General features: G+C 74.1%; 13 protein-coding genes. 9 read left to right on the forward strand and 4 right to left on the reverse strand.

Going from position 1 to position 14645, the window contains the following annotated elements:
• Positions 1 to 110: 110 nt before the first annotated feature.
• The 7 genes from ACRYR9_RS01720 to ACRYR9_RS01750 all read left to right on the forward strand — a co-directional run bounded on the left by ACRYR9_RS01720 (position 111) and on the right by ACRYR9_RS01750 (position 8302).
• A complete protein-coding gene (locus ACRYR9_RS01720; protein ID WP_432491908.1) occupies positions 111 to 764 on the forward strand; it encodes a DUF624 domain-containing protein in 654 nt (217 codons plus the stop codon).
• Positions 765 to 837: 73 nt separating this feature from the next.
• On the forward strand, positions 838 to 2376 hold the full coding sequence (locus tag ACRYR9_RS01725; protein ID WP_432491906.1) for an extracellular solute-binding protein: 1539 nt from the start codon (positions 838 to 840) through the stop codon (positions 2374 to 2376).
• Positions 2377 to 2450: 74 nt separating this feature from the next.
• Positions 2451 to 3347 carry an ABC transporter permease gene (locus tag ACRYR9_RS01730; protein ID WP_432491988.1) on the forward strand — a complete coding sequence of 299 codons (897 nt, stop codon included), beginning with the start codon at positions 2451 to 2453 and terminating at the stop codon, positions 3345 to 3347.
• Positions 3347 to 4228, forward strand: a complete 882-nt coding sequence (locus ACRYR9_RS01735; protein WP_432491904.1) for a carbohydrate ABC transporter permease — start codon at positions 3347 to 3349, stop codon at positions 4226 to 4228. Before ACRYR9_RS01730 ends, ACRYR9_RS01735 begins: the two co-directional genes overlap by 1 nt.
• Positions 4225 to 4893, forward strand: coding sequence for a rhamnogalacturonan acetylesterase (locus ACRYR9_RS01740; RefSeq protein WP_432491902.1), 669 nt, complete (start codon positions 4225 to 4227; stop codon positions 4891 to 4893). Before ACRYR9_RS01735 ends, ACRYR9_RS01740 begins: the two co-directional genes overlap by 4 nt.
• Positions 4894 to 4964: 71 nt before the next feature.
• Positions 4965 to 5594 (forward strand): DUF1961 family protein, encoded by a 630-nt coding sequence (locus ACRYR9_RS01745; RefSeq protein WP_432491986.1) that lies wholly within the window; start codon positions 4965 to 4967, stop codon positions 5592 to 5594.
• Entirely contained in the window at positions 5591 to 8302 is a 2712-nt protein-coding gene (locus ACRYR9_RS01750; RefSeq protein WP_432491900.1) for an exo-rhamnogalacturonan lyase family protein, read from the forward strand. Before ACRYR9_RS01745 ends, ACRYR9_RS01750 begins: the two co-directional genes overlap by 4 nt.
• An 81-nt stretch (positions 8303 to 8383) precedes the next feature.
• Here ACRYR9_RS01750 and rpsD read toward each other — a convergent pair whose 3' ends face one another.
• The gene (gene rpsD / locus ACRYR9_RS01755; protein WP_432491898.1) at positions 8384 to 8992 is read right to left on the reverse strand and encodes a 30S ribosomal protein S4; all 609 of its coding nucleotides are present in this window, start codon (positions 8990 to 8992) and stop codon (positions 8384 to 8386) included.
• Positions 8993 to 9091: 99 nt separating this feature from the next.
• Between rpsD and ACRYR9_RS01760 the strand changes: the two genes are divergently transcribed.
• Positions 9092 to 10033 carry a DUF2470 domain-containing protein gene (locus tag ACRYR9_RS01760; protein WP_432491896.1) on the forward strand — a complete coding sequence of 314 codons (942 nt, stop codon included), beginning with the start codon at positions 9092 to 9094 and terminating at the stop codon, positions 10031 to 10033.
• A gap of 42 nt (positions 10034 to 10075) precedes the next feature.
• Here ACRYR9_RS01760 and ACRYR9_RS01765 read toward each other — a convergent pair whose 3' ends face one another.
• The 3 genes from ACRYR9_RS01765 to ACRYR9_RS01775 form a co-directional block, all read right to left on the reverse strand.
• Positions 10076 to 10801, reverse strand: a complete 726-nt coding sequence (locus ACRYR9_RS01765) for an aggregation-promoting factor C-terminal-like domain-containing protein (protein ID WP_432491894.1) — start codon at positions 10799 to 10801, stop codon at positions 10076 to 10078.
• Positions 10802 to 11186: 385 nt separating this feature from the next.
• Positions 11187 to 12509 (reverse strand): PhoH family protein, encoded by a 1323-nt coding sequence (locus ACRYR9_RS01770; RefSeq protein WP_432491892.1) that lies wholly within the window; start codon positions 12507 to 12509, stop codon positions 11187 to 11189.
• A 304-nt stretch (positions 12510 to 12813) separates the two neighbouring features.
• Positions 12814 to 13575 (reverse strand): isoprenyl transferase, encoded by a 762-nt coding sequence (locus tag ACRYR9_RS01775; protein ID WP_432491890.1) that lies wholly within the window; start codon positions 13573 to 13575, stop codon positions 12814 to 12816.
• Between the two features lie 85 nt (positions 13576 to 13660).
• On the opposite strand from ACRYR9_RS01775, the gene trhA reads away from it, so the two are divergent.
• Positions 13661 to 14326, forward strand: coding sequence for a PAQR family membrane homeostasis protein TrhA (trhA, locus tag ACRYR9_RS01780; RefSeq protein WP_432491888.1), 666 nt, complete (start codon positions 13661 to 13663; stop codon positions 14324 to 14326).
• Positions 14327 to 14645 lie beyond the last annotated feature (319 nt).

A 14645-nucleotide genomic window follows, 5' to 3' on the forward strand; every position in this document is an offset into this window, starting at 1 on the left:
CACGCCACGACCCGATTTCCTCCGGTAAGCGCTTGCCTCTCTGATTCGTTTCATCCTACGGTGGGCGGGTCAGCAGGACCCCGGTCGACGTGGATCGCGAGGTGGTGTCGGTGAGCAGCACGGGGACGTCCGCCCCCGGCGGCTGGGCCGTCAGGGCGCACGACGCCTGCGACGCCCTCGTCTGGCTCGGCGTCGTCAACCTGCTGTGGCTGGCGGGCACCCTCGCCGGCGGCGTGGTCCTCGGCCTCGCCCCGGCCAGCGTGGCCGCCGCCACCGTCAGCCGGCGCAGGCTGCGCGGGGAGACCACCGGCACGGTGCGGGCCTTCGCCCGCACCTGGCGCGCGGAACTGGTGCGCTCCAACGCGGTCCTGCTCCCGGTGCTGCTGACCGGCCTGCTCCTGCTGGCCAACTGGCGGGTCTTCGCCGGCCGCGACGGCGCCGCCGCCGACGCGGTGGCCGCCGCCACCGCCCTGGCCGGGCTCGCGCTCGCCGCCGTCGCCGTGGTCCTGCTGCCGCTGTACGTCCACTACGACCTGCCGCTGCGGCGCTACCTGCCCACGGCCGCCTCGTTCCTGCTGGCCAACCCGGTGGCGGCGCTGCTGCCGCTGCTGGGCGTCGTGGTCGTGCTGGCCGTGACGCGGGCCCTGCCGGGGCTGGCGCTCTTCCTCAGCGCCGCGGCCCTGCTGCACCTCGTCACCGCGCTCGCGCTCGGCACCTTCGAGCGCAACGACGAGCGCGTGGACGCCCGGGCCGCCGCGGGCTGAGCCGCCCACCGCCCCCGCTCCCCACCACCCCCGCCGGCACCCGCCGGCCGCACACCCCGACGAAGGAGTCACCGTGCCCAGGACCCCCCGCACCCTCGCCGCCGCAGCGGCGCTCGCCGCCGCCGCGCTCGTCGCCTCCGGCTGCTCCTCCTCCGACGCCTCCGGCGGTGAGGACGCCGCGCTGGACACCATCAGCATCCAGGCGCCGTTCCTGGGCGCGCAGCCGCCGCAGCAGGGCGACGAGATCGAGACGCGGCTGGAGGAGATGACCGGCAAGCAGATCGAGGTCACCTGGGTGCCGAACTCCTCCTACGAGGACAAGACGAACGTCACCCTGGCCGGTGACCAGATCCCCACGGTCATGGTCATCCAGGGCAAGAGCCCCGGCTTCGTCAAGAACGCCGAGGCCGGCGCCTTCTGGGACCTCACCGACGTCCTGGCCGACTACCCGAACCTCACCACGGAGAACCCCGAGGTGCAGGAGGCGGCCAGCGTGAACGGCACCGTGTACGGCATCTACCGCGCCCGCGACGTCATGCGCGCCAGCGTCATCGTCCGCAAGGACTGGCTGACCAACCTGGGCCTGCAGATGCCGAAGACCACCGAGGACCTGGCGAACGTCGCCCGCGCCTTCACCGAGGACGACCCCGACGGCAACGGCGTCGACGACACCTCCGGCCTGATCGTCCCCAAGTGGCCCGGCAGCATCAACAGCAACAGCCCGTGGGACGTCATGGCGACCTGGTTCGGCGCGGGCAACGGCTGGACCGAGCGCGACGGCGAGCTCGTCCCGAACTTCACCACCTCCGAGTGGATGGAGGCGGTGGACTACGAGAAGAGCCTCATCGACAACGGCTGGGTCAACCCCGACTACGCCACCCTGGACTCCGCCTCCTGGAACGAGCCCTTCTTCCAGGGCAAGGGCGGCATCATCGTCGACGTCCACTCCCGCGCAGAGCAGATCCGCAAGCTCTTCAAGCAGCAGGACCCGGAGAACTTCCAGGACTTCGTGGACTCCACCGGCAACCTCGTCGGCCCCGACGGCGAGATGCACGCGCACCCCACCACCGGCTACAGCGGCTTCCTGGTCATCCCCAAGTCCCAGGTGCGCACCGAGGAGCAGCTGCGCGACGTGCTGCAGTTCCTCGACACGATGGCGTCCGAGGAGGCGCAGATCCTGGAGAACAACGGCATCGAGGGCGTGAACTTCACCGTCGTCGACGGCAAGGCCCAGGCGATCGACACCCCCGAGGCGCAGGCGCTCACCGAGTCCGTGCAGAGCTGGGCGCAGCTCGGCACCAACGTCGCCGGTTACGTCGCCTACGACCCCAAGATGGCCACCGACTACGAGCAGGCCGAGTACGACGAGCGCCGCGCCATCGAGAAGTCGGACCTGGAGAACGCCGTCTACGACGAGGCCGCCCCCTACGTCTCGGAGACCTACGTCCTCAAGGGCGCCCAGCTGGACAACATCGTCTCCGACGCCCGCCTGCAGTACCTGGCCGGGCAGATCGACAAGGCCGCCCTGCAGGACGCCGTCGAGCGCTGGCGCAGCAGCGGTGGTGACCAGATCATCGCCGAGATCAACCAGCTGGACCAGGAGAACTCGTGACGGCGATCCAGCCGCCCCCCACCAGGGGCGTCCGCGAGGCGGTCGGAGTCCGCGGCCCCGACCCCTCGCGGCGGGTGGCCGCCCGCGTCCGCCGCAACTCCTGGCTGTACCTGCTCCTGCTCCCGGGCGTGGCGTACTTCCTGGTGTTCCGCTACGCCCCGATGGGCGGGGCGGTCATCGCCTTCAAGGACTACGTGCCGTTCCTCGGCATCGGGGACAGCCCGTGGGTGGGCCTGGCGCACTTCACGGACTTCTTCACCAACCCGGACTTCCCCCGGCTGCTGGCCAACACGCTCGTCCTGGCGCTGCTGAACCTGTGCGTGGCGTTCCCGCTGACGATCGTCCTGGCGATCCTGCTCAACGAGCTGCGGCTGAACCTGCTCAAGCGCACGGTGCAGACGCTGGTCTACATCCCGCACTTCCTGTCCTGGACGGTGGTCGCGTCCCTGACCTACCTGCTGCTGTCGGTCGAGGCGGGGCCGCTGCTGCAGCTGATCCAGTCGGTGACGGGTTCGGAGGTCACCCCGCTCACCGATCCGGGGTGGTTCCGGGCGCTCATCGTGGCGCAGGAGGTCTGGAAGAACACCGGCTGGGGGACGATCATCTTCCTGGCCGCGCTGGCCACCGTCGACCAGGAGCAGTACGAGGCGGCCATCGTCGACGGGGCCGGCCGCTTCCAGCGGGTCTGGCACGTGACGCTGCCGTCCATCCGCGGCACGATCGTCATCATGCTCGTGCTGGCCATCGGGCAGATCCTCAACACCGGGTTCGAGCAGATCTACCTGATGACCAACGCGCTGAACCGCAGCGTGGCCGACGTCTTCGACACCTACGTCTACTTCGTCGGCATCACCCAGGGCGCCTACAGCTACTCCACCGCCGTCGGGCTGTTCAAGGCCATCGTCGGCGTGGTGCTGGTGCTCGGCGCCGACCGCCTCGCCAAGAAGCTCGACGGATCGGGGATCTTCTGATGGCCCGTGAGCGCTACCGCTTCAACACCCCGGCCGGGCGCGCGTTCGACGTCGCGAACGTCGTCGTGCTCAGCGTCATCGGGCTCGTCGCGGTGCTGCCGTTCCTGTACGTGATGGCCGGCTCGTTCGCGACGGAGGCGGAACTTTCCCGCCGCGCGTTCTTCGTGTGGCCGGAGGAGTGGACGCTGGAGTCCTACCGCTCCATCCTCTCCTCCCCCGCGTTCGTCCGCGCCATGGTCACCACGGTCCTCGTGACCGTGGTGGGCACCGCGATCCAGCTCCTGCTGACGGTGACGATGGCGTACCCGCTGGCGAAGAAGTCCCTGCCGGGGCGCAACCTCGTGCTGGGCATGGTGGTCGTCACCCTCGTCTTCTCCGCCGGCATGATCCCCACGTTCCTCATCGTGCGTGAGCTGGGGCTGCTGAACACCTACTGGGCGCTGGTCCTGCCCATGGCGATCAACCCGTTCAGCCTCATCATCATCAAGAACTTCTTCCAGGCGATGCCTCCGGAGCTGGAGGAGTCCGCCCGCATCGACGGCGCCACCGACGTCGGCGTGCTGCTGCGCATCGTGCTGCCGCTGTCCAAGCCGGTCCTGGCGACGTTCACGCTGTTCTACGCGGTGGGCATCTGGAACGACTTCATGTCGCCGCTGCTGTACCTGAACGACCCGGACATGTGGACGCTGCAGGTGTTCCTGCGGCAGGTGACGGCCGGCGCCGAGATGGCCTCCGGCGAGCTCGACCCGAACTACGTCCCGCCGGAGCAGGGCATGAAGCTCGCCGTCATCGCGGTGGCGACGCTTCCGGTGCTGCTGTTCTACCCGCTGCTGCAGAAGCACTTCGCCAAGGGCATGCTCATCGGCTCGGTGAAGGGGTGAGCGGGGCGCCGGGGAAGCCGCTGCGGATCCACCTGGCGGGCGACTCCACGGTCGCCGCCTGCCCGGCGACGGAGGAGCCGATGTCCGGGTGGGGTGCCCACCTCGGGCAGGTCTCCGGCTGGGCGGTGCGCAACCTCGCCGTCGGCGGGGCGAGCACGGCGTCCTTCCGCGAGGAGGGGCGCTGGGCGGACCTGCTGACACGGGTGAGCCAGGGCGACGTGGTGGTGCTGCAGTTCGGGCACAACGACCAGAAGCGGCCCGGGGAGCTGGACGCCCGCGGCGGGTACTCGTCGAACCTCGCGGCGTTCGTCTCCGAGGCGCGCGACGCCGGGGCCCGGCCGGTGCTGTGCACGTCCGTGGCGCGGCGCCGGTTCACCGGCGCCGTGCTCGAGCCCACGCTGGGCGAGTACCCCGCAGCCGTGCGCGAGCTGGCCGCCCGCGAGGCGGTTCCGCTGGTGGACCTGGAGGTCTTCACCTCCTGGTGGTACGACCAGCTGGGCCCGCAGCGCTCGCGGAAGCTGTTCGTGCACCTGGCGCCCGGGGAGCACCCGTGCTGGCCCGACGGGCTGGCCGACGACACGCACTTCAGCCACCGCGGCGCGCGCGGCGTCGCGGCCTACGTCGCGCGGGCCCTGCCCGCCGTCCTGGACGGGAAGGGGTCGTGAGCACCACGAGCACCAGCACCAGCAGCAGCACGACGAGTTCGAGCACGACCGGCGGGGCGTACCGCAACCCGCTGCGCAGCGCCGGGGACCTCGCGGGCTGGGTGGCCGAGGGCCCGGTGCTGGCCGAACCCGGGCCGGAGGGGACCGTGCTCACCAGCTCGGCCGGCGACCCGGACTCCGACTCCTCGCACTTCACGTTCTGGTGCCCGGAGGTCTTCGCGGACTCGGTGCGCATCTCGGTGGGCTTCACCCCGCTGTCGGGCGAGGGCCTGGCGATGCTGTTCGCCGGAGCCGCCGGCACCGGCGGGGAGGACCTCTTCTCCCCCGCCCTGGCACCGCGCGCCGGGCTGTACCCGCAGTACCACTCCTCGGACGTGCGGGCGCTGCACGTCTCGTTCTACCGGCGCAAGTGGGCGAGCGAGCGGCGCTTCCTGACGTGCAACCTGCGCAAGGCGCCGGGGTTCCACCTCGTCGCGCAGGGCGCGGACCCGCTGCCCCCGCACGAGGACGCGGACGGCCCCTACCGGCTGGAGCTGGTCAAGGACGGCCCGCGGGTGAGGTTCTCGATCGACGGGCTGGAACTGCTGCGCTGGGCCGACGACGGGGCCACCGGCCCGGCCGCCGGTGCCGGGCGCGTCGGCTTCCGGCAGATGGCGCCGCTGGTGGCGCGCTGGAGCGACCTGGAGGTGGAGCGGGCGTGAGCCTGGACGAGCTGACCACGACGACCCCGTCCGCAGCGGCGGGCGACGAGGCGAGCGGCGGGGCGGTGCACGAGGTGCCGCTGCGCTGGATCGACGAGGACCCGCCGGGCGAGCTGCCCGGCGGGGCGACCCTGGGCGTCCCGCTGCCGCGGGGCCTGGTGAGCGGTACGCGGGGCCTGCGCGTCGTGGACGCCGCGGGGGCGGGTGTCCCGGCGCAGTTCTGGCCGCTGGCCACCTGGCCGGACGGCACGACGAAGTGGAGCGGGGTGGCGCTGCCGGCGACGGCGACCCCCTCCCCCGCGTACCGGGTGCTCGTGGCGCCCGGCGCACCGGATGCGCTGCACGACGCCGGGGCACCGGCGGTGCGGGTGGACGAGGACGGCGACCGGGTCGTCGTCGACGCCGGGGAGCTGCTGCTGCGGGTGGACCGCCGGAGCCCGGCGCTGTTCGAGTCGCTGGAGCTGGGGGGCACCGTCGTGGCCCGCGGCGCCCGGCTGGTCAGCGAGCTGGCCGCCGACCCGGACGGGCACCGGCGCACCGCCTTCGCCGGCGCGGTGCACGAGGTCGCCGTCGAGCAGCGCGGCCCGGTGCGCGCCGTGCTGCGCCTGCGCGGGCACCACCGCGGCACGGACCCCGCCGGTGCCGAGCGCGCCTGGTTGCCGTTCACGGTGCGCCTGGTCGTGCACGCCGGCGCCCGCAGCGTGGGCGTGGTGCACTCCTTCGTCTTCGACGGCGACGGCGAGCGCGACTTCCTCGCCGCCCTCGGCGTGCGGGTGGACGTGCCGCTGCGCGCCGAACCGCACGACCGGCACGTGCGCTTCGCGAGCGCCGAGGGCGGGGTGTTCCGCGAGGCGGTGCGCGGGGTCACCGGGCTGCGTCGCGACCCGGGTGAGCCGGTGCGCACCGCTCAGCTCGAGGGCCGGGCGACTCCGCCGGTGCGGACCTGGGCGGACCCGGTGCCGGCCCTGCTGCACCACGTGCCGGCCTGGTCGCAGTACCGGCTGCGCCAGCGCACCGCGGACGGGTTCGACATCGCCAAGCGCCTCGGGCCGGACCGCGGGTGGGTGGGGGCGGCGGCCGGCACCCGCGCGGCCGGGTACGTGTGCCTGGGCGATCCCACCGGCGCGCTCGCCGTGGCCGTGGCGGACTTCTGGCAGTCGCACCCGGCCGGCCTGGACGTCACGGGCGCGGCGGGGCGCCCCGGCGAGGACGCGGCGACGCTGACGGCGTGGCTGTGGTCGCCGGACGCCGCACCGGTGGACCTGCGCGCCTACAACGACGGCGCCTCCACCCCCGACCACGCCTCGCAGCTGGAGGCGCTGGAGATCACCTACGAGGACTTCGAGGAGGGTTTCGCCGACGCGCACGGCACCGGGCGGACCTCGGAGCTGACGTTCACGGCACACCCGGGCACCCCCTCGGCGCAGCGGGTGGCGGACGACGCCCGCGCGGCGGGCGCCGCCCCGCAGCTGGCGGCCACGCCCGCCGCGCTGCACGCGGCGGGGGTGTTCGGGGACTGGGCGCCCGTGGACCGCTCGACGCCGGCGCGCGCCGCGCTGGAGGACCGGCTGGAGTTCCTGCTGGACTTCTACCGCGACCAGGTGGAGCAGCGGCGCTGGTACGGGTTCTGGAACCACGGCGACGTCATGCACGCCTACGACGCCGACCGGCACGTGTGGCGCTACGACGTGGGCGGGTACGCCTGGGACAACTCCGAGCTGTCGCCGGACCTGTGGTTGTGGACGAGCTTCCTGCGCACCGGACGCGCGGACGTGTTCCGCCTGGCGCGCGCCATGACCCGGCACACCGGTGACGTGGACGTCTACCACCTGGGCCGGTGGGCGGGGCTGGGCTCGCGGCACAACGTGCAGCACTTCGGCTGCAGCGCCAAGCAGCTGCGCATCTCCAACCCGGCCTACCGCCGGTTCCTGCACTACCTGACCGCCGACGAGCACACCGGTGACCTGATGGCGGAGCTGGTGGACTCCGACACCACGTTCCTGGCGCTGGACCCCACCCGCAAGGTCCGCGAGGACGCCGCCACGTACGCACCGCGGCGCGAGGCGCTGGCGGTGGGCCTGGGCACGGACTGGGGGTCGCTGGCCGCCACCTGGCTGGCCGACTGGGAGCGCACCGGCTCGCAGCGCTCCCGGGACCGCCTGCTGGGCACGATGGCCGACATCGCCGCCCTGCCGCAGGGCTTCCTCACCGGTGAGGCGCTGTACGACCTGGACCGCGGGCGGTTCGACACCTCCCGGGACCGGATCGCGGTCTCGCACCTGTCGGCGGTGTTCGGCCTGGTGGAGGTCGCCAGCGAACTGGTGGACCTGACGGCCGGGACGCAGGTGGGTGCGGCGTTCGAGGCGGCGTGGCTGCGCTACTGCCGGCTGTTCAACGCCCCGCCCGAGGAGCAGGCCGCGCAGGTGGGGGCGCCGCTGTCGGGCACGCACCTGGAGCAGGCGCACAGCCGGCTGACGGCGTACGCGGCGGCGCGCACGGGCGACGAGCGCCTGGCGCGGCGGGCGTGGGAGGAGTTCGAGCGCGGCGGGGAGTTCCTGCGCGCGGAGGCGTTCACCCGGCGCCGGCTGGAACCGCCGGAGGTCCTGGCGCCGGTGGACGAGGCGCGCACGCTGTCCACGAACGACGCGGCGCAGTTCTCCCTGGCGGCGATCCAGAACCTGGCGCTGGCCGGGCACGCCCTGCCCTGAGGGGCCCGGGCACGACGGAGGGCGCCGACCCCAGCGGGGTCGGCGCCCTCCGTGCGCGTCAGCGCGAGCGGTGCTCGGGGATCAGCGCGAGTAGTACTCGACGACGAGCTGCTCGTCGCAGGTGACCGGGATCTGCTCGCGCACCGGCAGGGCGTTCACCTTGGCGGTGAGCTCCTGGCGCTCCACGTCCAGCCAGCCGGGGATCTCGTTCTCGCTCCAGCCGCCCTCGGCGGCCACGATGAACGGGGTCTTGGCCTTGCTGCGAGGGGCGACCTCCACGACCTGGCCGGGCACGACCCGGAAGGACGGGCGGTCCACGCGGCGGCCGTCGACGACGATGTGGCGGTGCACGACCATCTGGCGGGCCTGGTAGATGGTGCGGGCGAAACCGGCGCGCCACACGACCGCGTCCAGGCGGGTCTCCAGGAGCTGGACGAGGTTCTGGCCCGTCTTGCCCGGCTTGCGCTTGGCGAGGTCGTACGCGCGGCGCAGCTGCGTCTCGCTGACGTCGTACTGGAAGCGCAGGCGCTGCTTCTCGCGCAGCTGCGTGGCGTAGTCCGACGCCTTCTTCTGCTTGCGGCCGTGCATGCCCGGCGGGTACGGGCGGCGGTCCATGTAGCGGGCGGCCTTCGGGGTGAGGGCCACCCCCAGGGCGCGGCTGATGCGCACCTTGGGACGCGCGTTGTTCATTCTTCCTCCAGATCGTAAGGTTAGCCTGACCTCAGTCGAGACGAGCTCGGCGCGGCTGCTGCCGCGAGGTCAGGACGATCGCGCTCCGAGGAGGCACACGTGACCAGGTGGACCACGGCACCGGGCGAGCATTCGGAGCGCACCGGGTCCAACTCTACGGCCTGCGGGCCGGTGCCCCCGACACCGCGGGACCTCCCGCGGCGCACCACGCCCGCGCAGTGGGCCCGCACGCTGGCCCAGGGCGCGACCCCGGGCACCCTGCACCTGCCCCGCTCGGCCTCGGCCGGGAGCTGCCCGCACCACGGCCCGGCCGTGCGCGGCACCGGCCCCCGCGGCGCCGGCCGCACCGACGCGCACCGGGTGCAGCACCTCACCGACCCCCACGGCGGGCTGCTGCTGCTCGTGGGCACCGGTGACGCCCTGCACGAGCGGCTGGTGGGGCTGGCCGACGAGGCGGGCGGAGCACCGGCGGGAGCCTCGGGGGTTCCGGCGGTGCTGGACGTCCTGGACGTGCCGCCCGGTCAGGCGGCGCTGCCGCGCGCGCGCCTGTGCGCCACCGGCTGGGTGGAGGCGCTCGACGTCGCCGGGCAGCGCGAGCTGGCGCAGGCGGTGGCGACGGTGCACCCGCTGGGGGCGCTGCTGGACGTCGGCACGTCTCGCGCCCTGTGGCGCCTGGAGGTGGCGGAGGTGCGGGTGACGACCGCCGAGGGCGTGCACCTGCTGGACGAGGAGGCCGTCGCGGCGGCGACCGCGGACCCCTTCTACGCGGACGAGGACGGCGTCGTGACCCACCTGGAGGCCGAGCACCGCGACGCGCTGGTGGCCTGGGTGCTGCGCGAGCTGGAGCCGGGCGAGGCGGTGCGCACCCGGGAGGTCTCGGTGGTGGGCCTGGACCGCTACGGCCTGGACGTGCTGGTCACCGCGGGCTCGAGCACCCGGGTGCTGCGGGCCGCCTTCCCGCGGCCGGCGGGCGGGCCGCACGAGCTGCGCGCCGCCCTGTGCGCGGCGCTGGGCTGCCCGTGCGGTGGCCTGGCGGGCTGATCCGGCCCACCGGTCACCACCGGCCCGCCCAGCACCACCCGCTCAGTACCAGTTGTTGGCCTTCGAGTGCGACCACGCCGAGCACGGGGCGCCGTAGCGGTTCTCGATGTACTGCAGCCCCCAGCTGATCTGGGTGACGGGGTTGGTCTCCCAGTCCGCGCCGGCGGAGGCCATCTTGCTGCCGGGCAGGGCCTGCGGGATGCCGTAGGCGCTGGAGGTGGGGTTGTCCGCGTCCCACTGCCAGCCGCTCTCCTTGGTCCACAGCGAGTCCAGGCAGGAGAACTGCGACTCGCCCCAGCCGCGCTCGGCCACCATGGCGCGGGCGACGGACCTCGGGTCGCGCTGGGCGCTGCGGGCCGCCTCCGCGGCGGCCGCGGCACGGGCCTCCTCGGCCAGCCGCGCGGCCTCGGCGGCGGCGGCCTCCTCGGCGGCCCGGCGGGCCTCCTCGGCGGCGATGCGCTCGGCCTCGAGGCGGGCGTCGGCGACGGCCCGCTCCTGGCGCGCGGAGAACCAGGCGGCGGAGCGGGTGACCTGCAGCTGCTCGTTGGCGGCGGCCACCAGGTGGTCGGGCACCGCGGCCTCGGCCTCGGGGGCCGGGCCGCCGGTCAGGGCGACCACGCCGAGGACGGCGGCGCTGACGGCGACGACGCCGGGAGCGGCCAGCCGCGAGAAGCGACGGGTGCCGCGCGCACGTCGGGCCGCGCGGGTCGGGGTGGCCCCCTGCGGGCGGGGGTCCTGCGGGCTGTCGTGCTGGGGGGTGCTCGGCAAACCGGGCCTTCCCTCGGTCGCCGGCCCACGCCCGGTCGAGTCGCGTCCACCCCGCCGGCGGGCCGCCGCCGCCTCGCGCTGGAGGCGGCGGCCGTGGGGCCCGGTCGGCACCGCGTCGGCCGCCGGACGGCCGACCGCGGTGCTCGCGCGCCGGCGGGCGGGACGCCGGCCGGCAGCGACGAGGTGCTGTCGGTCCGGAACGGTGCCCCGGCCCCGGCGGTGGAGGCAAACTCGCTACCGCAGATTCGTCACGCTGAGGTAACACCACCGCAACGATCCGTGGATTTTCGTGAGCCTTCTCACACCCTGCCCCCTTCTCGAGGGGTTTGGTGCGCCCGACGAACGGGAAAGTCGCCCCCTTCAACGACTCAGCGGATCACCATGATCACGCTCCGAAGTCATTCAGCAGTTCGGTGACCAGCGCGGCCACCGGCGAGCGCTCCGAGCGGGTCAGCGTCACGTGCGCGAACAGCGGGTGCCCCTTGAGCGCCTCCACCACCGCCGCGACGCCGTCGTGCCGGCCCACCCGCAGGTTGTCGCGCTGGGCCACGTCGTGCGTCAGCACGACCTTCGAGCCCTGCCCGATGCGCGAGAGCACCGTCAGCAGCACGTTGCGCTCCAGCGACTGCGCCTCGTCGACCACCACGTAGGCGTCGTGCAGGGACCGGCCCCGGATGTGCGTCAGCGGCAGCACCTCCAGCATCCCGCGGTCCACGACCTCCTCCAGGACCGCGGGGGCGACCAGCGCCTCCAGCGTGTCGAAGACCGCCTGGCCCCACGGCCCCATCTTCTCGGCCTCGGTGCCCGGCAGGTACCCCAGCTCCTGCCCGCCCACGGCGTACAGCGGGCGGAACACCACCACCTTGCGCTGCTCGCGGCGCTCCATCACCGCCTCCAGCCCCGCGCACAGCGCCAGCGCCGACTTGCCCGTCCCGGCGCGCCCGCCCAGCGACACGATGCTCACCGACGGGTCCAGCAGCGCGTCCAGCGCGATGCGCTGCTCCGCCGAGCGCCCCCGCACCCCGAACGCCTCCCGGTCGCCCTTGACCAGCCGCAGCTGCTTGTCCGCCCCCACCCGGCCCAGCGCGTGCCCGCGCGGGGAGGACAGCACCACCCCGGTGTTCACCGGCAGTTCGCGCGCCTCCGGGTGCTCCACCGCCCCCGCCTCGTAGAGGGCGGCGACCTCCTCGGCCGTCGCGGTCAGCTCCGCCACGCCCGTCCAGCCGGAGTCCGGCGCCAGCTCCGCGCGGTACTCGTCCGCGGCCAGGCCCACCGCGGAGGCCTTCACCCGCAGCGGGACGTCCTTGGACACCACCGTCACGTCGTGGCCCTCGTCGGCCAGGTTGCGCGCCACCGCCAGGATGCGGGTGTCGCCGGCGGTGGCCAGCGGGCCGGTGCGCAGCGACGAGGGCAGCGAGGCGGCGTCGGTGTGGTTCAGCTCCACCCGCAGCGTGCCGCCCTCCTCCCCCACCGGCACCGGCCGGTCCAGCCGGCCGTGCTGCACCCGCAGGTCGTCCAGGCGGCGCAGCGACTCGCGGGCGAAGTACCCCAGCTCGGGGTGGTGGCGCTTGCCCTCCAGCTCGCCGACCACCACCAGCGGCAGGACCACGTCGTGCTCGGCGAAGCGGCTCAGCGCCGCGGGGTCGGACAGCAGGACGGAGGTGTCCAGGACGAACGTGCGGCGCGCGGGGCTGGAGCTGGTGACCACGGACGTCTCCCGTTTCCGGGGGCCGGGGCGAGCGCGCCCGGACCCCCTGGGTCAGCGGCGGACCGGGACCTCGGGCCACCCGCGCGGGCGACCCGGGACCGGGCCTCCCCGCTGCGCTGGACAGCACGCACGGCGACCTCCCGGACGGGCGGCGGGCGCCACCCGACAGCGACGACGCTAGTGGCGCACCCGTTGCGCGGCGGGCCGAACACGCCCACGGGCGCACCCGTCCGGGTGAGCATCCGGTGACGTGCGGGCGACCACCCGGCGACACCGGCGGGCGCAGCGCCCGGGGCCCGCGGGCTCAGGCGCCGAAGCGGCGCTCGCGGGCGGCGTAGGAGCGCAGCGCCCGCAGGAAGTCCACCTTGCGGAAGTCCGGCCACAGCACCTCGCAGAAGTACAGCTCGGTGTGCGCGCTCTGCCACAGCAGGAACCCCGACAGCCGCTGCTCGCCGGAGGTGCGGATGACCAGGTCCGGGTCGGGCTGGCCCTTGGTGTACAGGTGCGCGGCGATGTGGTCCACGGTGAGCACGTCCGCCAGCTCCTCGATCGGCGTGCCCGCGGCGGCGTGCTCGCGCAGCAGCGAGCGCACCGCGTCGGCGATCTCCTGACGGCCGCCGTAGCCGATCGCCACGTTCACGACCGCTCCGGCCACGTCCGCGGTGGCCCGCTCCAGCTCCCGCAGGCGCCCCGCCGTCGCCTCCGGCAGCAGCTCCAGCGCACCCACGGGGTGGATCCGCCAGCGCCGCGCCGCGGCCAGGCGCGCCACGCAGTCCTCGACGATCTCGATGAGCGGCGCCAGCTCCGCCTGCGGCCGGAGCAGGTTGTCGGTGGACAGCAGGTAGAGGGTGACGACCTCGATGCCCTCGTCGTCGCACCAGCCCATGAACTCCACGACGCGGTCCGCGCCGGCGCGGTGGCCGTGCGCGCTGGGTGCGCCGAAGGCCTTGGCCCAGCGGCGGTTCCCGTCGAGGATGATCCCGACGTGGCGCGGCAGGACGGACGGGTCCAGCGACCGTTCCAGCCGCCGCCCGTACGCGCCGTAGAGGAGATCCCGGAAGGCCATCGGCGCTCACCGTATACCCGTGTCCCCGAGCACCGGCCGGATCACCGCACACCGAACCTACGGTCCCGTAGCGTACGGTCGGGCCATGACCGTCCTCCCCGCTCCGCCGGCCGCCGCGGCGAAGCCCCGGTGGCGCGGCTGGCTGCACACCTGCGCCTTCCCCGCCGCGCTCGCCGCCGGGGGCGCGCTCGTCGCACTGGCCCCCACGAGGGCCGCGCGGGCGGCCGCCGGCGTCTTCACCGGCACCGCCGGCCTGCTGTTCGGCACCAGCGCGGTCTACCACCGCGGGACGTGGTCACCGCGGGCGAGCGCCGTGCTGCGCCGCCTGGACCACAGCAACATCTTCCTCATCATCGCCGGCACCTACACCCCGCTCGCCGTGACGACGATGCCCCGGAGCGAGGCCCGCTCGCTGCTGACGCTGGTGTGGGCGGGCGCCACGGCGGGCGTGGCCTTCCGCGTGCTCTGGCTCGGCGCCCCCCGCTGGCTCTACACGCCGGTGTACGTGGCCCTCGGCTGGGTCGCGGTGGGGCACCTGCAGGACTTCGCACGCGGCGGCGGTCGGTCCGTGGCGGCTCTCGTCGTGGCGGGTGGGGCGCTGTACTCCGCGGGCGCGGTCGTCTACGCGCTCAAGCGCCCGAACCCGAGCCCGCGCACGTTCGGCTTCCACGAGGTGTTCCACGCCTGCACCGTGGCGGGTTTCGCCTGCCACTGCACCGCCATCGCGATCGCGACGGCCCGGCACCGCTGAACCCCGGGCGCTCGCCCGCGGCGGGGTCCGCGTCCGGGTGGTGCGGTGGTGGGGTCGACGGGCTCTCCGCCCACTGCCGGGTGCACCACCTCGCCCGGGTGCGCGGGGTGGGCTCCGGACGCCCGTCGACCCCACCACCGCACCACCCTGCGACCGCACCACCCTGCGACCTCACCACCCTGCGACCTCACCACCCGCCCCCCTCCCCACGGTGGTCATGCACGGTTGAACCTTCAACACCGCAAGATCACGGCCGAGCGTGATCTGGTCTTGAGAGATCGATCACCGGGACGCGCAGGAGGGTGGTGGCGGGTGCGGA

Origin of the sequence: Kineococcus auxinigenes (assembly GCF_050871525.1) — a bacterium.
In the GTDB taxonomy this organism is placed as follows: domain Bacteria; phylum Actinomycetota; class Actinomycetes; order Actinomycetales; family Kineococcaceae; genus Kineococcus.